The sequence below is a fragment of the Psychrobacter sp. SCQQ22 genome, from assembly GCF_015864605.1.
Lineage (GTDB): Bacteria > Pseudomonadota > Gammaproteobacteria > Pseudomonadales > Moraxellaceae > Psychrobacter > Psychrobacter fozii.
This window is the reverse complement of record NZ_JADYWZ010000004.1, coordinates 108,761-130,337: the sequence shown is the minus strand read 5'-3', so window position 1 is coordinate 130,337 and position 21,577 is coordinate 108,761. Positions and strand designations below refer to the sequence as shown.

The 21,577-nt window shown below is 42.0% G+C and carries 16 protein-coding genes; 11 read left to right on the top strand and 5 right to left on the bottom strand.

The features are described 5' to 3' along the window. The first annotated feature begins 190 nt into the window (after nt 1-190). Nucleotides 191-796 (top strand): TetR family transcriptional regulator C-terminal domain-containing protein, encoded by a 606-nt coding sequence (locus I6E84_RS07060; RefSeq protein WP_320158634.1) that lies wholly within the window; start codon nt 191-193, stop codon nt 794-796. 168 nt (nt 797-964) lie between these two features. On the opposite strand, the gene I6E84_RS07055 is transcribed toward I6E84_RS07060, so the two are convergent. Beyond that, nucleotides 965-1,858, bottom strand: coding sequence for a LysR family transcriptional regulator (locus I6E84_RS07055; protein WP_197217109.1), 894 nt, complete (start codon nt 1,856-1,858; stop codon nt 965-967). A 147-nt stretch (nt 1,859-2,005) separates the two neighbouring features. Here I6E84_RS07055 and I6E84_RS07050 point away from each other — a divergent pair, with 147 nt between their 5' ends. Together I6E84_RS07050 and I6E84_RS07045 are read left to right on the top strand one after the other, a co-directional pair. Further along, nucleotides 2,006-2,881, top strand: coding sequence for an MBL fold metallo-hydrolase (locus I6E84_RS07050; RefSeq protein ID WP_197217107.1), 876 nt, complete (start codon nt 2,006-2,008; stop codon nt 2,879-2,881). A gap of 138 nt (nt 2,882-3,019) precedes the next feature. After that, the gene (locus I6E84_RS07045) at nt 3,020-3,634 is read left to right on the top strand and encodes a GNAT family N-acetyltransferase (RefSeq protein ID WP_197217105.1); all 615 of its coding nucleotides are present in this window, start codon (nt 3,020-3,022) and stop codon (nt 3,632-3,634) included. Between the two features lie 229 nt (nt 3,635-3,863). On the opposite strand, the gene I6E84_RS07040 is transcribed toward I6E84_RS07045, so the two are convergent. Next, complete coding sequence (locus I6E84_RS07040) at nt 3,864-4,634, bottom strand: IclR family transcriptional regulator (RefSeq protein WP_197217104.1); 771 nt, start codon at nt 4,632-4,634, stop codon at nt 3,864-3,866. A 241-nt stretch (nt 4,635-4,875) separates the two neighbouring features. On the opposite strand from I6E84_RS07040, the gene I6E84_RS07035 reads away from it, so the two are divergent. The 5 genes from I6E84_RS07035 (at nt 4,876) to I6E84_RS07015 (ending at nt 13,622) form a co-directional block, all read left to right on the top strand. Continuing rightward, nucleotides 4,876-6,066 (top strand): iron-containing alcohol dehydrogenase, encoded by a 1,191-nt coding sequence (locus I6E84_RS07035; RefSeq protein ID WP_197217103.1) that lies wholly within the window; start codon nt 4,876-4,878, stop codon nt 6,064-6,066. A 59-nt stretch (nt 6,067-6,125) separates the two neighbouring features. Beyond that, nucleotides 6,126-7,616: a CoA-acylating methylmalonate-semialdehyde dehydrogenase gene (locus I6E84_RS07030; protein WP_197177067.1), complete on the top strand. Its 1,491-nt coding sequence runs from the start codon at nt 6,126-6,128 to the stop codon at nt 7,614-7,616. Between the two features lie 234 nt (nt 7,617-7,850). After that, on the top strand, nt 7,851-10,358 hold the full coding sequence (locus tag I6E84_RS07025) for a CoA transferase (RefSeq protein WP_197217102.1): 2,508 nt from the start codon (nt 7,851-7,853) through the stop codon (nt 10,356-10,358). Between the two features lie 159 nt (nt 10,359-10,517). Next, on the top strand, nt 10,518-12,164 hold the full coding sequence (locus tag I6E84_RS07020) for a BCCT family transporter (protein WP_197217101.1): 1,647 nt from the start codon (nt 10,518-10,520) through the stop codon (nt 12,162-12,164). Nucleotides 12,165-12,725: 561 nt separating this feature from the next. Next, on the top strand, nt 12,726-13,622 hold the full coding sequence (locus tag I6E84_RS07015; protein ID WP_197217100.1) for a 3-hydroxyacyl-CoA dehydrogenase: 897 nt from the start codon (nt 12,726-12,728) through the stop codon (nt 13,620-13,622). A gap of 238 nt (nt 13,623-13,860) precedes the next feature. Here I6E84_RS07015 and I6E84_RS07010 read toward each other — a convergent pair whose 3' ends face one another. Further along, nucleotides 13,861-14,082, bottom strand: a complete 222-nt coding sequence (locus I6E84_RS07010; protein WP_197217099.1) for a hypothetical protein — start codon at nt 14,080-14,082, stop codon at nt 13,861-13,863. A 217-nt stretch (nt 14,083-14,299) separates the two neighbouring features. After that, nucleotides 14,300-15,436 (bottom strand): alkene reductase, encoded by a 1,137-nt coding sequence (locus tag I6E84_RS07005; protein WP_197217097.1) that lies wholly within the window; start codon nt 15,434-15,436, stop codon nt 14,300-14,302. A 173-nt stretch (nt 15,437-15,609) separates the two neighbouring features. Here I6E84_RS07005 and I6E84_RS07000 point away from each other — a divergent pair, with 173 nt between their 5' ends. Then, on the top strand, nt 15,610-16,494 hold the full coding sequence (locus I6E84_RS07000; RefSeq protein ID WP_197217095.1) for a LysR family transcriptional regulator: 885 nt from the start codon (nt 15,610-15,612) through the stop codon (nt 16,492-16,494). A 247-nt stretch (nt 16,495-16,741) separates the two neighbouring features. On the opposite strand, the gene I6E84_RS06995 is transcribed toward I6E84_RS07000, so the two are convergent. After that, entirely contained in the window at nt 16,742-17,047 is a 306-nt protein-coding gene (locus I6E84_RS06995) for a putative quinol monooxygenase (RefSeq protein WP_197217093.1), read from the bottom strand. 1,113 nt (nt 17,048-18,160) lie between these two features. Between I6E84_RS06995 and I6E84_RS06990 the strand changes: the two genes are divergently transcribed. Together I6E84_RS06990 and I6E84_RS06985 are read left to right on the top strand one after the other, a co-directional pair. Then, nucleotides 18,161-19,975 (top strand): NAD(P)/FAD-dependent oxidoreductase, encoded by a 1,815-nt coding sequence (locus I6E84_RS06990; RefSeq protein ID WP_197217091.1) that lies wholly within the window; start codon nt 18,161-18,163, stop codon nt 19,973-19,975. A gap of 337 nt (nt 19,976-20,312) precedes the next feature. Next, entirely contained in the window at nt 20,313-21,029 is a 717-nt protein-coding gene (locus I6E84_RS06985; protein WP_197217089.1) for a 3'-5' exonuclease, read from the top strand. Nucleotides 21,030-21,577: the final 548 nt, after the last annotated feature.

Genomic DNA, 21,577 nt, shown 5'->3' with positions numbered 1-21,577 from the left:
ACTTATAAATCGATACGGTGTTAAACGCTGTCGACATAGTTGGCATGTTTGCTTGGGTTAATTAGTGGCTTATGTGCTTGGTTGCTTTGATCGTTTTTTAAATTGAATCAACTGTCATTTAATATTAGGTTTATATGACTTTATAGTGAGGGACAACATAGTGAGAGAATACGTGCTAAAGGAAGAGACCGTGACGAGTTCAAAAATATTAAAAAAGAAAGAACATATTATTAATGCTGCATTGATCGTATTTTCCCAAGAGGGATTAAATGGGGCGCGAATGGAAAAAATCGCTGAAGAGGCTGATATATCTAAATCAAATATATTTTACTACTTCGACAGTAAAGAGGTTCTGTATGTTGCCGTTTTAGAAAGAGTGCTTAGTAAGTGGTTATCCCCTTTAAATGAGATGAATGTCAACCAAGATCCAAGAAAGGCGCTTATAACCTACATTGAAGAAAAATATAAAGTTTCAAGAAAATCGCCTGCAGCGTCAAGACTATATGCATTAGAAATCATGCAAGGCGCCCCTCACCTGATGGCCGTATTAAAAGGACCTTTAAAATCCTTGGTTCGAGAAAAGGTGGCAGTGATTGACGAATGGATTGCAGATAACAAGATTAAGTCCGTTTCTGCCATCCATTTAATTTTCCATATTTGGGCCGTAACTCAGCACTATTCTGATTTTTCCACGCAAACTGAAGCGGTTTGTAATCATAGTTTAAGAAATAAGAAATTCGCTAATAGTGCGTTAGACACTAGCATTCAGCTTCTGGTAGACAGTTTGATTGTGTAATTTGATATTAGTTGAGTAGAACTACCACCTAAAAGAATACAGCTCACAATAGAACTCCTTATAAGGCATGAATAAGGGGTTCTAAGGAATTAAGTGCTAATTTAAACGTTTTTAGGTGATGTTGCTAATATTGGGTTTTATAAATAGTCGATATTCATCCATTGCTTGCTACCAGTAAGGCGAATGCTTTATTTCTTCAGCGAGAAAATCAATAAACCTTCTTTGTAATGGTGTCACCTGCTTTCGATTGGCATAAACCACATAAACACCCAAAGTTTTAGGTTTCCATTCAGGCAATAACTCAATAAGTTGGCCGGATGCAATCAAATATTTGACTGCGCCAGATGGCTGCAAGCTGATCCCGTGTCCACGTAGCGTGGCAGAAAGCAAGACTTCAGAGATATTGGCGCTGATATTGCCAGAGATAGGAACAGACTCCGGACCATTTGGCCCATCGAACACCCATGCAGACCGTCCAAAATACGCAAACGATAGACAGTTGTGATGTACAAGCGACTGTACATCTGTAGGTCTGCCACGTTTTTGTAAATACTCAGGTGCAGCGCATACGATAGAGTGGCACTCACCGATACGTCTGGCAACGACATTTGGCTCCAAGTCATTGGTGATACGAATCGCCAAGTCAATACGGGCATCAATTAAGTTGACAGAATCATCAGTGGTAAGAATATCAATCGCTGTTTGCGGCCAGTGAGATACGAAGCGACCAACCACATCCATCAAAAGGCTATCAATCAGCGAAAGGCTAGCAGTGATTCGCAACTGACCTTTTAGCTCTAAAGTATTTTGATTGCGTATCTGATCCAACGAGTCAGTCAATCCAAGCAACTGATAGGCCACCTCAAGGGTCTGCTCACCAGGGGCAGTCAGGCTCAGACTTCTAGTCGTGCGATGTAATAAGCGTATATCCATCCAGCTCTCAAGCTCTGTCAGATAGCGCGTTACCTTAGCTCTAGACATATCTAAATTGTCCGCAGCACGGCTCAAGCTACCTTGTTCGACGATAGTAACGAACACTTGCAAAGCGGTCAGCCTATCCATTCATCCATCCTTATTTGCGCGAAAACTGAAACAGTAAACACCGGATTATAGCGTATTTAAACGAAATACAATCGAATAGAATAGCCACTAACAACGAATACCGCCATTAACGCGGTCTATTTACTCAAACAAAAATACAGGTGGATTATGAAAAAATTAATGACAGCTTCTATGGCGGCCAGTGTTCTACTGCTTGCAAGCCAGGCAAACGCAGCCGATCTACAACTACAAGAATATAAACCTGATAAAAATGCTATTTTTCCAGTGACCTCTGTACTGGCAAGTGGCGAGAAAGATGCTATCTTGTTCGATGCACAGTTTAGTGTCAAAGACGGTGAAGCATTGGTTGATATGATTAAAAAAAGCAATAAAGACCTTAAAATGATCTATATCACGGCAGGCGATCCAGATTACTATTTCGGTCTTCAGCCTTTAGTCAAAGCCTTCCCTAATGTGAAGGTTATGTCTAGCCCTTCTATTGTTGAACACATTGAGGCGACTAAAGATGCAAAATTAGAGCATTGGGGTCCAATCCTTGGTAAACATGCACCTACCAAAATTACAGTACCTCAAACACTTAATCAGTCTACACTGACCTTAGAAGGCCATAAAATTGAAATCAAAGCGTTCGGAACCTCTCAAGCATACATGTGGGTACCAGAGTCAAAAACTGTGTTCGGTGGTGTGTCGGTAACATCAGGCATGCATGTGTGGACTGCCGATACTCAAACTAAAGAAGCTCGTAGCGCTTGGATGCAATCGTTAGAACAAATGAAGCAATTAAAGCCAAACGTTGTTATTCCAGGCCACTATTCAGGCAACCTACTCAAAAAAGACTACGCTGTTGATTTTACCCTCAATTATCTAAAAACTTTTGAACAAGCACTCGATGAGGCAAAAAGACAAGATTCTAAGCAATCAGAAAAAGTGATTACCACCATGAAATCGGCTTATCCAGCGTTGCCCGGAGGAGGTGATTTAGAGTTGAGCAGTCAAGTCAATACAGGTGAGATAGAGTGGTAAATATAGGACAACTATTAAGTAAAAAATACTAACATCTGGCTATATCTATTATTCAGATGTTAGTGTCAAGGTGCTGCCGTATGAACGCTTTGTCAAGAAGCATACGCTAGCACTTCTAATGATAAAAGAGAGCAACTTATGACAATACAATATCGTCGTGCTACGCCTGAAGACTTTTCAGCCATTGTCGACCTTTTTGTCGTCAATATGAATTTGAGTGTATTTACTAGCGCCACAGATAAGCGGGTTCTAAAGCAACTGGCTACCCTATTTCTAGCTAAAGACTATCATCATGCTACTTTCATACAAGTTGCAGAATATGGTGACATTATTTGCGGTGTGGTAATAGGGGTCACTAAACACGATCCATATAAAGCTTTATTATTCGATGATAAGCCTATTATTGATCAGATAGAAAGCAAGCTGCGCCTATCTGAACAAGGACAACAGGTATTAAGTGATTTACAGAAAAAAGAATCGGCTAGCGCGAAACGAAAGAAAGTCGATTTTGATAACGAATTACAGTTTTTCTGTGTAGATCCAGATTATCGTCGCCACCGTATTGGTGCAACGTTGATTCAGGCATTTGAGACTTATCTCGTGGCACAGGGCGTAACCACGTATGCACTGCACACAGATACTTTGTGTACTTATCAGTACTACGACAACAATGGCTATCAACGTGTTGATCAGTATCCCAACGACCTAAACCCGCAGATAACGCACTATACCTATGTCAAACATTTATCTTAACGAGTTTGTAAAAACGACAAATGGGTTTGACATCATAGATATACTAAATTGGACGGTACAGTATCTTGTTACTTACAAAATATGATTTGCAGTAAAAAAGGTTGGTAACGCTATATATAATATAGCGTTACCAACCTTTTTTACTGAGGTGATGATGTTCTGACTGGCGTTTGCTATAAGATCAACTAACACTCATAGTAATTTATTACCCTGCTTTGCGCCTACTTGTCTATTCATAGTTTTGATTGAAAATTACCGATAGCTCATTAGCAGCTTCTTGCATAAGAGGTACATAACTAAGCAACTCTTCTAGACTTTTTCTCACTGTCGGACCGTGTGTAAACACTGTCGCAAATGCTTGCTGATCGCCATTAGGAATCATGACCGCACACGCGACCATACCTGGAATAAACTCCTCATTATCTATGCCTACTCCCGTCTCACGCGTTGTAGTAATCGTTTGCATCAGTTGTTTTTTATCGGTCTGCGTTTTGGTCGTTAGCGCATGTATCGACATTTTTTCAACGATGCGCTCGCATTTCTCATCCACCAACTGTGCCAATAATAATTTGCCGCTGGCACTGGCCCAAACGGGTACATGCGTGCCCGAAGGTAGAAATATTTGTAGCGGCCAATCCGACATAACGCGATCGATATAAACCACATCTAAGTCTTGCAAAATCGAAATACCCACCGTCTCCCCTATTTGCGCTGACAGCTCGTTCAGTATCGCTAGCCTTTCATTTTTAAAGTCACTGTTTTGCAATAAGTTCATGGCAAGCTTATAAGTGCGCTTACCGCAAGTGACCTTTCCTGGCAAATCTAACTGCACAAACCCAAGACCCTGCAGTTGATCCAATAGCCGATACATACTCGGCACTGGCACATCCAATGTTTCTGCTAGATCGCTGACACTCATTGGTCTTTGCGAGCTGGCCAGTACCTCTACTATCTGTAAGACACGCTCAACGCTTGAGCCCTTCTTTTTAGTATTACTCATTGTTTGGTTTAAACCTCTGGCTGACTCGCAGCAAATAAATTTATTTATTATAACGATAAAATTTACGCTTTTGCGTCTTGCTATTACAAAAACATCCTGTTACCTTTTACATATCGATAATATATTTATCGTTATATGAATTTAATATTTAAATACTATACACTTTTGTGAATAGCTCGTACGACGATTGAGCGAACTACTACGCTTATATCTGAAGTCATTAATTCAAGGATGAGTCACTATGTCACACAGTATCCTGCTCCCAAGAACGATGGAAATTGGACGCGATGCCTGCCAAAAGCTGCCAGCAATATTGGCCAGCTTAGGGGTGAAAAAACCCCTTATTATCACTGACGAGATGATGGTCAAACTCGGCTATGTCGATAACATTCAAGCCATTTTGAAAGCAGCACAAATCAATGCCGATGTGTTTTCAGATACGGTGCCAGAGCCTACTGAAAGCTCTATTGAGGCTGGCGTGTCTCAAGTAAAAGCACAAGATTACGATGGTCTAATTGCTTTAGGTGGCGGAAGCCCTATCGATAGTGCAAAGGCCATTGCAATTCTAGGAAAATTTGGCGGCGTGATTCGTGATTATAAGTTTCCTCGTCAAGTTGATGAAGCAGGTTTGCCTATTATTGCCATACCGACGACGGCAGGCACAGGATCAGAAGTGACACGCTTTACCATCATTACTGATGAGGCTAATAACGAAAAGCTGTTGTGCGTGGGTATGGGATTTATGCCCGTCGCAGCCATTATCGACTATAGCCTCACACTCAGCGTACCGCCTCGTACTACCGCAGATACGGGTATCGATGCGATGACCCATGCTATCGAAGCCTATATCAGCCCCAAACGTAATGCCTATAGCGACCAACAGGCGCTCGCAGCCTTACGCTTAATTGGACCCAATATCCAAACCGCTTATCACGACGGCAAAGATGAAACCGCCCGTGAAGCAATGATGCTAGGTTCTACCTTGGCAGGTATAGCGTTCTGTAACTCTTCAGTAGCACTGGTACATGGCATGAGTCGTCCGATTGGTGCCTTTTTCCATGTGCCACATGGCCTATCAAACGCGATGCTATTGCCAACCATTACAGAATTCGGCATTTCTAGTGCCCCCGACCGTTATGCGGACTGCGCGCGTGCACTAGGCATAGCGGATCATAGCGAGACAGATGATCAGGCCAACGTCAGCTTGGTCCATTATCTAAAAAGCTTAAATGATGAGCTTCACGTGCCCACATTGGCACAGTTTGGTGTCCAAAAAGCAGATTTTGATGCGCTAATAAACACGATGTGTGAGCAAGCATTCGCATCAGGTTCACCTAACAACAACCCTCGAATACCTACGCTAGAAGAAATGGTTCAACTCTATACCTTGCTATGGGCTGACAACACTGTTGCTGAGAGTTCAGTCAGTTAAGACAGCCATCATTTACGATTAACCTACTAATTACTCACACGTTTAAAGGAATTAAACTGATGCAAACGATCGGACATTTTATTAACGGCAGCCTGTCAAATAATGACAGCCAAACTCAAGATGTTTACAACCCATCAACGGGTGAAGTCAGCAAGCAAGTCGCTTTGGGTGGTGAAAAAACAATCGGCGAAGCAGTCGCTGCGGCTAAAGCGGCTTTTCCCGCATGGAGCAAAACCTCGCCACTAAAACGCGCGCGCGTCATGTTCAAATTCAAAGAGTTGTTAGAGCAAAATGCGGATGAAATCTGCAGACTGGTTGGCGAAGAGCACGGAAAAATCGTACACGATGCAGCAGGCGAACTACAACGCGGTATTGAAAACGTCGAATATGCATGCGGCGCACCTGAGCTGCTCAAAGGCGAGCACAGCCGCAATGTTAGTACCGATATAGACTCTTGGAGTGAGTTTCATCCACTAGGCGTCGTCGCTGGTATCACACCGTTTAACTTCCCTGTGATGGTGCCATTGTGGATGTTCCCGATGGCCATCGTTTGCGGCAATACCTTTGTATTAAAACCGTCTGAGCGTGACCCAAGTGCCACACTTTTTATAGCGCAGCTTTTGCAGCAAGCAGGCCTACCAGATGGTGTCATCAACGTCGTAAATGGTGGCAAAGAAGCCGTTGATGCTATTTTGCATCACCCAGATGTCAAAGCCGTTAGCTTTGTCGGCTCGACCCCTATCGCTGAATACATCTATACCACAGCTGCTGCACAAGGCAAACGTTGCCAAGCATTAGGCGGTGCAAAAAACCACGCGATTGTCATGCCAGATGCAGACTTAGACAACGTCGTAACCTCACTATTGGGTGCTGCTTTTGGCTCATCAGGAGAGCGTTGTATGGCACTATCTGTTGCTGTTGCCGTCGGTGATGAAACGGCTGACAAGATGATTGCGGCCCTACAGCCTGCTATTAAAGAGCTAAAACTAGGCCTTCATTCAGATAAGAGCAACGACTTTGGCCCTGTCATTACAGCGGCACACAAATCTAAGATTTTAGATTACATCAAAAGTGCTGCCGAGCAAGGTGCAGAGCTCATCATCGATGGCTCTGATGCTGCACCAGAAGGCAATGAAAATGGATTTTTCGTAGGTCCTACTCTGATTGATCATGTCACTAAAGAGATGCACAGCTACGAGGCAGAAATTTTCGGTCCCGTGTTACAGGTAATGCGTGTGCAGACCATGGCCGAGGCAGTGCAACTCATAAACGATCACGAATATGGTAACGGCACCTGTATTTATACGAGAGATGGAGAAGCGGCGCGTTACTTTATTGACAACATTCAAGTCGGTATGGTTGGTGTCAATATTCCACTACCAGTACCTGTAGCGTCTCAAAGCTTTGGTGGCTGGAAGCGTTCATTATTTGGTGACTTGGCCATGTACGGACCAGACGGCGTAAGATTCTTCACTCGTCGTAAGACCATTACGCAGCGCTGGCCTAGTGCGGCATTGAGAGAAGAAAAACAGTTCTCTATGCCAACTTAATAGCACCGCCTTTTCAAGGCGCTAGCCTTTAAGAACATTACATTATAAAGGCGCTACATTATAAAGCTCTTACCTTTTAAGCGCACTGCATAATCAGTGCGCTTAAAAGCAGTCGTTTGTATTCAAAAAATGCTGCTTGCTTCTGACTCTCTCCAATAGTGGACGACCGGCAAGTGCTCTGACTGAATTCTAATTTTTCATAGTCGTACCATAAAATTCTAAGGATAGATAACTATGCGAGAAACTTTTGAATTGCCATTACTGGGTGTCAAAGTCATCGATTTTGGTCAATATATTGCCGGTCCCGCTGTCGGTATGATGCTTGGCGACTTAGGCGCAACCGTGGTTCATATAGACCCACCATCAGGCCCAAAGTGGCACAGTCCAGCCAATGCGGTATTGAATCGCAATAAATTGATTTTAATACTCGATCTTAAGACGGATGAAGGCTTGGCGCAAGCTAGGCAATTAATTTTAGAAAGTGACATCGTTATCGAAGGCTTTCGCCCTGGAAAAATGGCAGAAATGGGATTAGATCTGGTCGCGCTACGAAAAGAGCGGCCACAGCTGATCACGCTGTCAATCCCTGGATTTGCATCGAATGACGAAAATCGCCGTGAGTTACGTGCCTATGAAAGCATTGTAGCAGCGAGCTCGGGCGTGTTTACTGACATGGGTTTAAACCGTGTGCTCATGGGCATTAACCCATCGTTCTCACCCCTACCACTACCCTCTGCTTATGGCGCAATGCTAGCAGGTTCTTCCGTTGTTTTTGCACTACAAGCACGTGAAAACACAGGGCTTGGCGATGCTATCGAAGTTCCACTTGCTGCGGCTGTGATGGAAGGTCTTTGCTACAACTCAATAGATATCGAAAACCTACCTGAACGCTATTTGACCCAACGTGAAGTTGAGATTCAACGTCGCCGCGTTGAAGGTATTCCCATGAATATGGACTACGAAGCGTTGCAAGAACTGCTAGATCCTTTTTACCGCAGTTACATGTGTAAAGATGGCCGTATGTTTTACGTGGTATGCCCTAGCCATAAACATCACGCCAAGCGTTGTTTGCAAGTATTGGGGTTATACGACGAATTACTTGAGGAAGGATTGACTGAGGAGGAAGACACTTATTTGCCTTCTAGTCAGTGGACATCTGATACATCGCTTGGGGTTTATCCCATGCCAAAACATTGGGCAGATCGTATTGCCGAAAAAATGAAAGTGGCGTTTTTATTACGTACGTCAAAAGAGTGGCAGAAGATTTTTGGTAAACGCGGCATACCTGGTGCACCGCAGCGTTGGCTACAAGAGTGGATCCATGATGATCATGCAGAAACAACAGGACTCATGATTGAAGTTGATGACCCCACTTATGGCAAGATGATTCAGCCAGGCCCAATTGTGTGGCTAGAAGAATGTGGCGAGTTGATGTTACAACCGAAAGCACCGCAGCCTATCGACTTTGAGGGTGCATTGAAAAAATTAAAAGCAATCAAAACCAAGTTGCCTTCAATCAATAATGTTGATGAAAAAATCGGTTGGTTAGACGGTATTAAAGTACTTGATCTTTGCAATGTCATTGCAGGCCCGCATTCGGCCTGTTATTTGGCGCGTTTTGGTGCAGAAGTTATTAAGCTTGATTCTGCCTCTCCGTTGTACGACAGCTGGAATACTGTCATTTATGGTATGTCTCAAATGGTCGGTAAACGCTCCATACTTGCTGATATTAGCAAGGGCACAGGACGAGAAGTGTTCGAGAAGTTGGTTCGTTCCGTTGACGTTATTGTTTGGAATGCAACAGACACACAAATCAAGAAAATGGGCTTAGATACTGAAGGCCTAAAAGTCTTAAATCCTGATGCTATATTCTGTAAGCTTGATTGTTTTAGCGGTGTCCGTAAGGGTCCGAGTAGTGATTTCATAGGCTATGACGATGTGGTACAGGCATCTACCGGCATCATGTTGCGTTGCGGCGGTGCTATGGATACTCCTGAAGAGCACGCACACGTTGGTACCATTGATGTCATGTGCGGCTTTGGCGGCGCCATGAGTATTGGCGTGGCGCTCTATCAAAAATATCGTACAGGCCGCATTGGACGTGGTCGTACTTCATTGGTCGCCAATAGTGCCTTGCTACAAATCCCCTATTGCTATGACTTTGAAAAACGCGGGTTATTCAATGAGCCATCAGGTCGTGAAACCAACGGCCATGATGAATTGACGCGCTTTTACTATACCTCTTCAGGGAACTACTTGTTATTAAACGCGTATGAAGTCGATGTAAAAAACTTCGAAAACGTTGAAGACTTACAAGGTTTCAGTGAGTTGGATAAAACTGAACGTGCGGCATTCTTGTCTAATACTTTTCAAAAAGCGCCTGCTCATGACTGGGTTGAACGTCTACAAGCTGCTGATATTGCAGCTGTCGTCTGTGCAGATATTAATGCGTTACGTGCTGAATACAGCCGCACAGCAGATGGCACACCAGGTACTGACAATGGTAGTTATTCTTTCTCAATTTATGAAGATCATCCAAGTGGCCATACAGTGACACAGCTTGATCCTTATGCTATTCGTCCGTCGAACAGCATCGTGTATGCACTCTCTAGACCCGAAAAATTTGGGCAATCAACCCGTCAAATTATGCTAGAACTTGGCTATAGCGAGGCAGACATTGACGCCAGTATTGCCAGTGGTGATTTGAGTGATAGTTGGAGTCAAGAGTTTTTACCAAGTTAAATAGGCAGTGTCATCAGTTGGAGTGCCCTGCTAACCATGATGCAAGTTGGTTGGTATCTGGCTGATGACACGCCCTGGATGATAGGGGTTAAGCTGCTCGAAGGACAGTGCAGCTTGATGCTCATTTGAACAAAAGGAAGACCATCTAAAGGATTAGATATGAAAAATAGCAGCAGAAAACCTTTAACCAAATTGCCGATTAAAGTGGCCACAGAAGGTTTTTATGAAGGGTTTAATAAAGACGTTACGATTACCGCTAAAATCTTACTGGGTCTGCTCATTGTTTGGGCTGTCATTTTTCCTGATAATTCAACGACGATATTAGGGTCGCTCAATACTTTCTTACTCAATCACTTTTCGACATGGTATATTTTATGCGTCGCCTTTTTCTTAATTTTGGCGTTGATTCTGGCCGTTGTGCCACGCTATGGGAGGTTGATTTTAGGGGACACCGGAGATAAACCTGAGTTCTCCAACTTTTCATGGTTTTCGATGATTTTTGGCGCAGGTATCGGTGTTGGTATGTTGACTTTTGCGACCGCAGAGCCGATGTATCACTTTGCCAATAACCCTGAAGTGATCAAAGGGTTGGCAACGGGCTCTGGTGCCGACAATGTACGATATGCCTATAAATGGGCCTTTCTACATTGGGGATTCAGCGCATGGATCTGTTATTCCTTAGTCGGATTATCGATGGCCTATTTTTCGTTTCGACGTAAATTACCGCTAACCATTCGCTCAGGTCTTGCGCCATTATTCGGCCAAAAACTATCAGGTAAGCTCGGTAATACCATTGACATCGTTGCCGTTATTGCAACTATCTTGGGCGTTGCACAGACATTAGGGTTTGGGGTTGAGCAATTCGTTTCTAGTATGTACCGTGTTGGTTTGGGCGAATGGTTGATGAATGCTGATGGCACGTCATCAACAGCAGCTATTATCGTTGCACTGGTTGTTATCGTTAGTATAGCAACCCTATCTGCGCTTTCTGGGCTAGGTAAAGGGGTGAAATGGCTGTCGAATATCAACATGGGATTGAGTCTGGTTCTGTTTGCCTTTTTCTTAATATTCGGTTCGACATTCTTTGGTTTACAATCTTTCTTCTTAGGTGTGTTTGACTATGTCGTCGCACTTCCTAAGCTGCTATTTACGGTTTGGCAGCCAGATGGTACGGTGGTCGGTGACACACTTGCCACATGGCAAAAAGACTGGTCTGTGTTTTATTGGGCATGGTGGATTGCTTTTGGTCCTTTTGTTGGTGTTTTCTTTGCTCGCATTTCACGTGGTCGTAGTATTCGGACTTATTTATTCGGTACCGTTATCCTACCTGCTCTGATGTGTTTTATTTGGTTTTCAATGGTGGGTGGTACCGCGATTGACTTAACACTAGGTGGCACCAATGCCATCTCAAGCGTGGGTCAAGAATCTCAATTATTGGCAATGCTTGATGTGATGCTATCACCAGGTTTTGCTTGGATAATGGCAATTTTAGTTCTGGTCTTACTATTGACCTACTTAGTCACGACTTTAGATTCGGCAATTTTAGTTATCAACACCATCAATTCAGGTGGTAACGAGGGTCCAAAAGGCCGTCCACATATTATCTTTTGGGGCGTAATACTGGCATTGGTTGTTGGGGTACTGCTGATAAGCGGAGGATTGGGTGCGATTAAAACGGCGATGGTTATTGGTGCCTTGCCCTTTAGTTTTGTGATGGTACTAATGGGAATATCGCTGGTCAAAGCCATTCTTTATGATACCAGTCCGGATAGGCTAGAGACGATAAAACCGGTCGACGAACCATAACATAGATATACAAACCTAGGAAACACAGCACGCGCAACGCTAAATAATAACGAGTGAACCGCCCTGAGATTGTTGGAAACTCAATATTCTGAGAGAATACGACAATTCTAGGGCGACTCATTATTGATTACTTATCATTACCTAGTAGCAAGTAACACTACCACGTATTTCCATCTCCACATTGTCTTGATAGAAAACCACTAATATATAACTCATTACCCATACCCATACTTTCCTTTCTGTCACAACCTCATCGACAATACTTTGACATCAGTAGTCATTAAAAATGTCATTATACTATCGAAACAGCTTTCAATCATCGTACAATAATCAGGTGTAAACCTATAAGCACTAACAGCAAGTTATTGAATTGTTTAACAAAATAATAAGTCAAGTGATGTGAAATTAGCTAGTGCTTGCCTAGCAATATTTTTGGGTTCTCTTTAATGTTTTTATAAAAATGAAGGTTGAATAATGAGGTAAAACAATCTAATAATAGGGTTATAAGTTCTAAACATTTATCTAGCGACTTATATCCACTATTTTTAGGAAATTAATACAATGACGTATAAAAATGTAACAGTCGCTGGAAGCGGCATCCTAGGCTATCAAATTGCTTTTCAAGCCGCATTTCATGGCTTTAATGTCAGTGTCTATGATATCAATGATGAGGTTTTGGAAAAAGCAAAGGCAAAATTTCAATTGATGTGCAAAGCTTTTCGAAAGGATTTGAGGGCAACTCAAGAGCAGTTGGACAACGCTTTTGATAATCTGAGCTATACCTCAGACTTAGCAGAAGCAGTCAAAGATGCTGACCTAATGATTGAAGCCATTCCCGAGATTCCTCAAATTAAAATCGAATTTTATGGAAAGCTTGCCAAATTAGCGCCAGAGAAAACCATATTTGCCACCAATACTTCAACCCTACTCCCTAGCCAGTTTGCAGAATCAACGGGACGACCTGCGCAGTTTTTAGCGCTCCATTTTGCCAATAAGATTTGGATGCATAATGTCGCTGAAATTATGGGACATCCTGGCACAGATCCTAACGTATTTGATGACGTTGTTGCTTTTGCTACTGCCATCGGTATGGTGGCAATGCCGCTGTACAAAGAACAACCTGGCTACATAATGAACAGTTTATTGGCGCCCTTTATAGATGCAGGACTGCAGTTATTAGCCAAAGAGGTTGCAGACCCGCATACAATAGATAAGACATGGATGATAGTGACTGGTGCGCCTGTAGGACCATTTGGCATCTTAGATACTATCGGTATAAACACGGCCTACAACATCACTAAGCTAGCCGCTGAAACGACTCAAAATCCTGCAAGATTAAAGGCTGCTAAATACCTAAAAGAGCAGATGATTGATCAAAATAAAATGGGTGCTGCAACTGGCGAAGGATTTTATACTTATCCAAACCCTGCCTTTATGCAACCTGACTTTTTGAAATAAAAAACCGCTCTTTATTTATGAGAGTTTGTTAGCATGACTTTTATGTTAAATGCTTAGAAAGCTCACATTACTTATAAAACCAAAAAGACCTTCAAGCAATTGAAGGTCTTTTTTAATGTGCGGAAGAACAACCCTACTATCAGATTTGTATAACCAAACTTTGGAGTTCGTTAGAGGTTCGTTAGAAATCAGCTTGGTAAACACAAATATTGCGGTAAATGCGCTGTGCAAAGAACCATTATTTTCCTCTTCTTAGTATATCAACCAGCTTACCCGCTAATGGAAAAGAAACTAGCTGTGTCAGCGGAACGAGTATGATAGCTTCAATTAATACCACCACTGGTAGGCTTAAGCCTTGAGTCAAAGGCTTCAATAACGTCAATACGATCAAGAGCGTTGGATAAAGTCCAACATACCCTACCAATATGCGTATAAGTCTGTCTTTGGAATTCTGATTCATGGCATGATACCGATTGATGATTAAGCCTCTGCTTATATAAAAGCGTTAAATTTACAAATGGAGATAAGGCCATTTATGGCCTTATCTCATTCACTGTTTAAATGCTTCACTATTATTAATATAGTTGATTCAATTTAAAAAAGAGTCAAGGCAACCGAGTGCAGATGTATATGTGATACTTCAAGCGAGGTTAACGCTGTCACTCTTTTATAGAGGATTAACGATAGTAAGGATAATCACTATAGCCAACATCGGTACCACCATACATAGTGGCAGGGTCTGCCTCATTCAATGGCCAGTTATTAGCAATACGCTCGGGTAAATCTGGATTAGCGATAAAAGGACGACCAAACGCGAATAAATCACCGTAGCCTTTTTCTAAAATGTTCACGGCTTTTTGTACCGTGTACTTGCCAGCATAAATAATACGGCCTGAAAACTCTTCTCTGACCGCTCGATAAAAAGTGTCTGGTAAATCAGGCGCATTATCCCAATCAGCTTCAGCAATCGACAAGTAAGCAATGCCAGCTTGCTCAAGGACTTTAATCGCCTCAATATACGTATGATGAGGGTCTGACTCTACCAAGCCTAAATACACACGTGTCTCAGTGGTACTGGCAAATAATGGCGCAAAACGCACGCCCAAACGATCAGCACCAACCACATCACTGACAGCGGCTACTATCTCTTTTAAGAAGCGCAAACGATTGGTCAACGACCCACCATATTGGTCATCACGTGTGTTGCTATGTTCAGAAATAAACTGATTGACCAAATAGCCATTGGCACAATGCAACTCTACCCCATCAAACCCCGCTTCCAATGCATTGCGCGCAGCGGCCGCATACATACTTACCAGTTCACCAACTTCATCGGTACTGAGCGCACGCGGATCGCTTGGATCGGCCAATGCACCTTCACCCGGACCTGTTTCAATAAATACTTTTACGTTATCAGCAATAATATCAGAAGGCCCTACAGGCTGAGCACCATTAGGCTGCAAGCTGGTGTGAGAGACACGGCCCACGTGCCAAAGCTGAGCAAAAATAATACCGCCTTTATCATGTACTGCTTGCGTGACTTTTTTCCAGCCTTCAACTTGGGCTGGTGAATGAATACCTGGCGTCCAAGCATAGCCCTGGCCTCTTGGTTCAATCTGCGTACCTTCAGTCACCATAAAGCCTGCTGTAGCACGCTGTGCATAATAGCTGGCCATTAAGTCATTAGGAATATTGTCAGGTTGCGTGCTACGAGAGCGTGTCAACGGTGGCATTACGATGCGGTTTTTGAGTGTATAAGGCCCAAGTGCTACAGAGGAAAATAGTGTATTTGTGTTTAGAATGGTTTGTGTCATAAGTGTCTCTTTTAAAGCAGCTGATGGCTTATTATTAAAGGTATTGAGCCTGTTTTGATGCTTAATAGCTCATTTAGTGGCTACTTAAGCAATGTTAGTCAGCATAGCGTTTTGAGGGTACAATTAGAAACAACCACTTATTGTTTAAGATACAACTATTAATGGTATGCATTATGAATGGAATGAATCGGCTCGACATTAAGCAACTTAGAGTATTACAGGCGCTGCTTGATCTAAAAAATTTGTCACAAGTCGCACGCAAAATGGGGCTGACCCAACAAGCCATCAGTGAGCAACTGCGTAAGTTACGTGAGGTGTTTGATGATCGTCTGTTTATTCGTCAAGGCAATAGCATGGTAGCAACGCCAAAGGCGCTATCAATGCAGCAACCCCTTGACCATATACTAAAACAGTTGGAAGATTTGTTAGAGCCAGAGGTTTTTATGCCGCACACATACAAAGGCATATTTACGATTAGTGCGACTGACTATGCGACGCAGGCATTGTTACCGCAATTGTTTAATATTACGCGACGCGATGCACCAGATCTAAAGCTGATCGTCCGTGACTTTGCCTCAGACAATATCAATCAACTTATTGCAGCAGGCGAGCTTGATTTGCTGATTACCTTCCCTGAATTTATCCCTGATAACTTATCGTATGTCACTCTGTTTGAAGAGCAACATTTATGCGTGACGGGTTGTGAAAATAAACTTCCAACAGCGCCATTAACACTGGCGCAAGTGGCTGCTCATCCTCAACTAGTAGTATCGCCTTCGCGTGCTAATCTACGCGGATCTCATGATCAATGGTTTGCAGAAAAAGGTCTAAAACGAAATATTGTGATGTCAGTTCCTAGTTTTTCAGCCGTACCAGATATTTTGCACACGACTGACATGATTGCGTTTTATCCTTCACGGTTATTGCCGAATAGTAAGGTCAAAGAGCTTGAGGTTGAAGCATTGCCACCTACTTTTAAGGTCATCGCGGCATGGCATCCACGTACCAGCGACAGTGGTATACATCGTTGGTTGATTGAGCAGTTGAGAAATATATAGTAAGTGATGTTGGTTATGACCAATTTTGACCTGTGCTCTTTTAACTTTTGTTAATTTATACCTGTTGTGTGGTGTAGGAACTAGAGAAACCTTATTCAACCGTATTTTGCTAACTCTGACTGAGCGGCTACCTTTTCTACATTAGATGTAATAGCTAATGACAACAACCTTCTCTAAAACTAAAAAAGCCTTTTAAGCCGTATAAATCATAGCTTAAAAGACTTTTTCAGTCTGCGCTTTTTAAAACTTACGAGATAATGGTCATTTCATTTATAACAAATTCATCGATCATCCCGTCTGTCACTGTTACATAGTTTTGAAAATGCGGGCTTTCTACATGCTTCTGCAACCGCTCATCGTCTTCCCAAACCTCATAAACGATAAAGCCATTACTATTTGCATTGTCTTGATGCAGGTCATATTGGATACAACCTTGATCAGTTTGTGAGGCTGCAGTTAGCTTGAGAAGTTCTGATTTTACTTGCTCGACATGCTCAGGCTTCACTTTAATAGTGGCAACGACGGTGAGTGGTTTGCTTGCTTGTGTGTTCATAAATCCTTCCTATGTTTAGATATTATAATTATTTCAAATGAATTTGAGCAGCTTTAACGTGTGCGCTCAAAATATTAAATCAGACTTGTAAACTTAAGCAATTATTTGACGCTTTATACAGGCTGGACTTCTAATAATTTTTTGCCATTTGCTTGATAATTTTCCAATGTATGTCGCGTAATACGTAAGTGCTCGGTTGTTATAGTATCAAGAAAGTGAATGTTGATATGTTATATAATTTATAAGATAAATCACATAACGTTATCTCAAGATTGAGAGCATCAATGATATAGGAGCATGCTCAAAACAACTCTAATTTTACCTATGATTTTCCTACATGATGCTGCAAAAATCAGTGTTTGGATACGATCCTAAAATGGGAAGTCCATTAAAAAGATATATCAAAGTCGATGACTTCTTCAATTGATGTGTGAGAGGAAGTGACCATCTCTAAGCTATCGCACATAGGTATCATGGGGTGCTTTCAGTGACCTTAACCGTTCTGAAATGTACTTTTAGCCGCTATAAAGCTTGAGAGATTTTTTGATTTGGAAAAGGTAAAAAAAGCCACAACACAAGAATTTGTATTGTAGCTTTGTCTAAATGAAACCTTATTTTTATGGGTCTCATAAGCACTACCCAACCTACACGCGTGCTAGTACGCTGAATGAATACGATGGCATTATAAAACAGGCATATATACCAAATGACTTTCAAAAGCAGAAGCTATCTCATCAGCTTTTACTATCACTGATCCCATGCGACATAATGACCCCTGACCTATTATAAGATTCAAACAACACCCTTTTTTCGCTCGGCAAGTACATTATCTTAGGGTGTTTGAGAGAACAACCATACACCATAATTGACAATATCTGTTTATAACAGATATAGTCTTTACGGACTATCACTCTTCTAAAGAGACGCTGTCCTTAAGACAATGCTTTTTCTCGAATATAGTGATTTTCTTGTTTGAGATAACACTCAATAATATCAATCAGTTAGACTTTTAATTCACTTCTTAAAGCATGCTATTTGGTATTTTGTGAGTTTTTACTGCTGCACATGGAGTTCGGCGGTAGAGTAATAAACATAACCAGGGAGAGGAATTTTATGACTGCTCAAAAATCAGACCATACGTTATCCGCAAGCCAACAAATCACTAATTGGCTACAAGATTTCGATCAAACCCTACGTACCAAAAACATCGACAAAGCTGCTGAATTCTTTGAAAAAGAAGGCTACTGGCGTGACTTAGTTTCTTTTACTTGGAATATCAAAACGCTAGAGGGACAAGATGAAATCAAAGAAATGCTTTCGCATACATTAGAGACCACTGAGCCACACGACTGGCAGCTTGATGGAGATGCAGTAGAAAACAATGGCGTAATAGAAGCTTGGATCTCTTTTAAGACCAAAGTATCGAAAGGCTATGGACATTTACGACTGCGTAACGGCAAAGCTTGGACATTACTGACCACGATGACTGAGCTCACAGACTTCCCTGAAAAGCGCAAAAAACTACGCTCAAAAGGGGCTGAACACGGTGCAGATCCTAATCGTTTAACGTGGCAGGAAAAGCGTGAGCTTGAAGAGAAAAACCTTGGTTATAGCGAGCAACCTTATTGCTTGGTTATTGGTGGCGGACAAGGTGGAATCGGTCTAGGAGCTCGCTTACGACAACTAGAAGTTCCTACCATTGTCATTGATAAACAGCCGAGACCTGGTGACACATGGCGCAACCGTTATAAATCATTATGCTTGCACGATCCTGTATGGTACGACCACATGCCGTATCTTCCTTTCCCTGACAACTGGCCAGTATTTACACCAAAAGACAAGGTGGGTGATTGGTTAGAGATGTACACTAAAATTATGGAGTTAAATTATTGGGGGTCAACTGAATGTGTTAATGCGGCCTTTGATGAGGAATTACAGCAATGGAATGTAGAGCTTGATAGAGCGGGTGAACGTTTAGTATTACATCCCAAACAATTGGTTTTAGCCACAGGTATGTCCGGATTACCAAACATTCCTGAAATTAAGGGGGCGAAGGACTTTGCTGGAGAGCAACATCATTCTAGCCAGCACCCAGGTGGTGAAGCATATCGAGACAAAAAATGTGTTGTGTTAGGTGCTAATAACTCGGCGCATGATATTTGTGCTGCCCTATGGGAAAATGGTGCAGACGTTACTATGATACAGCGCTCATCAACGCATATTATCAAATCCAATACGCTGATGGATGAAGTGTTAGGTGGTTTGTATTCAGAAGAAGCCGTTGAAAACGGAATAACTACCTATAAAGCAGATCTGACTTTTGGTTCCATTCCTTTCAAAATTATGCCGGAATTTCATGAGCCTGTATATCGCAAAGTAGCAGAGATAGACGCTGATTTTTATAAGAGGCTAACCGATGCAGGTTTTATGCTCGACTTTGGTGAAGATCACACTGGTCTATTTATGAAATACTTACGTCGAGGTTCTGGTTACTATATCGATGTAGGTGCCTCTGAGCTTGTCGCGGAAGGTAAAATAAAGCTGAAACCCAATGTAAGTATTGATCATATCAAGCCTAAATCGGTTGTATTAACTGATGGTACAGAACTAGAGGCTGATTTGATCGTATATGCCACTGGGTTTGGTTCTATGAACGGCTGGGCTGCAAAAATAATCTCCCAAGAAGTAGCAGATAAAGTTGGTAAGTGTTGGGGAATGGGCTCAGATACTGCTAAAGATTCAGGCCCTTGGGAAGGCGAGTTGAGAAACATGTGGAAACCGACACAACAAGAAGCATTATGGTTCCATGGTGGAAACTTGCATCAGTCTCGACATTACTCTCAATACTTATCACTACAAATTAAAGCCCGAATGGAAGGTTTAGAGACACCGGTATATGGCCTGCAAGAAGTGCATCACTTAGAGTAAATTAAACGTTGCCAGAGTCAGTTCAACTCATAAAAAAAGTAAATACAATACCCATACTGATTAGATTCAGTATGGGTATTTTTTCAGATCAGCCATTTTTACGGTTGTCTTTGCACAGGCAGACCACCTCTTTATTAATAATCTAATATGTATTAGAACCGCCAAGACTGGTATAGTTAGCGATTACTTATGCAGCAAGCAAGCTAATCAATTATCGCTGTTAGCCATTAATATCGTAGCTTGTTAATTAATAGCAATTCTCTTAGCTATTATTATCACTATCAAAGCTTTTACGCCTTTACCACTCACATCTAGCACCAAACTATAAACGGACACTATGACCACATATATACTCGACACCGAAACCACAGGTCTTGTTGAACCTCACATGACTGAAGCCGCCTACTCTATTATTGATATAAATAACGGTAACGTAGAGGTAATCCAGGAACCAAGGTCTAAGCGCTTTAATCCTCTAAAAGAAATCAGTTTAGGCTCTATGGCTGTCTCACATATATGTGAAGAAGACGTCGTGAATGAGCCTCCTCATACTGACTTTAGATTGCCTAGTAGTGTTGAATATTTGATTGGTCATAATATTGATTATGATATGGGCGTTCTAAAAAATGCGGGTGTGACCCATACCCCTAAATTGATCTGTACCAATGCAATGTCCAATCACCTCCTTCCCACTCTTGAAAGTCATAAACTGGTATCCCTGCTCTATCATTTCCATAGAGATGTAGCGCGCGCTCAAGCAAAGCATGCACACGCTGCTATTTATGACATTTACTTCACTCAACTGGTGCTTGGTAGCCTAATCGACTTAGCGAATAGCCAAGGTCATGTCATCACTGACGTAGAGAGCCTATATACCTTTAGTCAAATGGCACGCATACCCACGCATTTAAGTTTTGGTAAGTTTAAGGGTGAAGCTATTGCAGATTTAGTTACCCATTCGGATGGTGCGGGATATCTGAAATGGCTGCTCAAACAGGATACGGTCGATACGTATTTGGCTGAAGCTTGTAAGCAGGCATTAGCGTCAGTATAAAGCCCTATAAATGATTATGACCCAGTATAAAAAGCTGAGCTATAGTTAATCCTTTATAAAAGAGAGACAGCGTTAACCTCGCTTGATGCATCCCATATACCTCTACACTCGGTTGCCCTGTCTCTCTTTTAAACTGAATCAACGATACAAATGCTACCTTATCTTAGATAATGTGATTAACGTTGTAGCTATTCCCTTGCAAAGAGCATTTTCAGGTAGATTGGGTTGATATCGCTTTCGAGTTTGGTTTTAGTGACCAGCCGCATCTGATTCGTTATCTCAAGCATTAAATCGGCACAACACCTAAAAAATATGTGTCAAAAAGAGGTTTCACCATTGATATCTATGGTGGCGTCAGCTCGTCGTAGATAACCTTGAATTTTCTGCCAATGACTTATTTATTGCTCACATTAACTATAACCACAGTGCATATTTGGTATGATGCGACGTATATTTTAGGCAATAAAAAACCCGCAGTCGCTAGCAGGTCTTTTTGATAGAAGTTGCTTCTTTCTGTGTTATTTCCCTTATCTTAATGGGTACAGCGT

What these genes read in the sequence shown, in the direction of transcription:
- I6E84_RS07055 (WP_197217109.1), bottom strand. Translation starts at nt 1,858, where the DNA reads ATGGATAGGCTGACCGCTTTGCAAGTGTTCGTTACTATCGTCGAACAA.
- I6E84_RS07050 (WP_197217107.1), top strand. Translation starts at nt 2,006, where the DNA reads ATGAAAAAATTAATGACAGCTTCTATGGCGGCCAGTGTTCTACTGCTT.
- I6E84_RS07045 (WP_197217105.1), top strand. Translation starts at nt 3,020, where the DNA reads ATGACAATACAATATCGTCGTGCTACGCCTGAAGACTTTTCAGCCATT.
- I6E84_RS07040 (WP_197217104.1), bottom strand. Translation starts at nt 4,634, where the DNA reads ATGAGTAATACTAAAAAGAAGGGCTCAAGCGTTGAGCGTGTCTTACAG.
- I6E84_RS07035 (WP_197217103.1), top strand. Translation starts at nt 4,876, where the DNA reads ATGTCACACAGTATCCTGCTCCCAAGAACGATGGAAATTGGACGCGAT.
- I6E84_RS07030 (WP_197177067.1), top strand. Translation starts at nt 6,126, where the DNA reads ATGCAAACGATCGGACATTTTATTAACGGCAGCCTGTCAAATAATGAC.
- I6E84_RS07025 (WP_197217102.1), top strand. Translation starts at nt 7,851, where the DNA reads ATGCGAGAAACTTTTGAATTGCCATTACTGGGTGTCAAAGTCATCGAT.
- I6E84_RS07020 (WP_197217101.1), top strand. Translation starts at nt 10,518, where the DNA reads ATGAAAAATAGCAGCAGAAAACCTTTAACCAAATTGCCGATTAAAGTG.
- I6E84_RS07015 (WP_197217100.1), top strand. Translation starts at nt 12,726, where the DNA reads ATGACGTATAAAAATGTAACAGTCGCTGGAAGCGGCATCCTAGGCTAT.
- I6E84_RS07010 (WP_197217099.1), bottom strand. Translation starts at nt 14,082, where the DNA reads ATGAATCAGAATTCCAAAGACAGACTTATACGCATATTGGTAGGGTAT.
- I6E84_RS07005 (WP_197217097.1), bottom strand. Translation starts at nt 15,436, where the DNA reads ATGACACAAACCATTCTAAACACAAATACACTATTTTCCTCTGTAGCA.
- I6E84_RS07000 (WP_197217095.1), top strand. Translation starts at nt 15,610, where the DNA reads ATGAATGGAATGAATCGGCTCGACATTAAGCAACTTAGAGTATTACAG.
- I6E84_RS06995 (WP_197217093.1), bottom strand. Translation starts at nt 17,047, where the DNA reads ATGAACACACAAGCAAGCAAACCACTCACCGTCGTTGCCACTATTAAA.
- I6E84_RS06990 (WP_197217091.1), top strand. Translation starts at nt 18,161, where the DNA reads ATGACTGCTCAAAAATCAGACCATACGTTATCCGCAAGCCAACAAATC.
- I6E84_RS06985 (WP_197217089.1), top strand. Translation starts at nt 20,313, where the DNA reads ATGACCACATATATACTCGACACCGAAACCACAGGTCTTGTTGAACCT.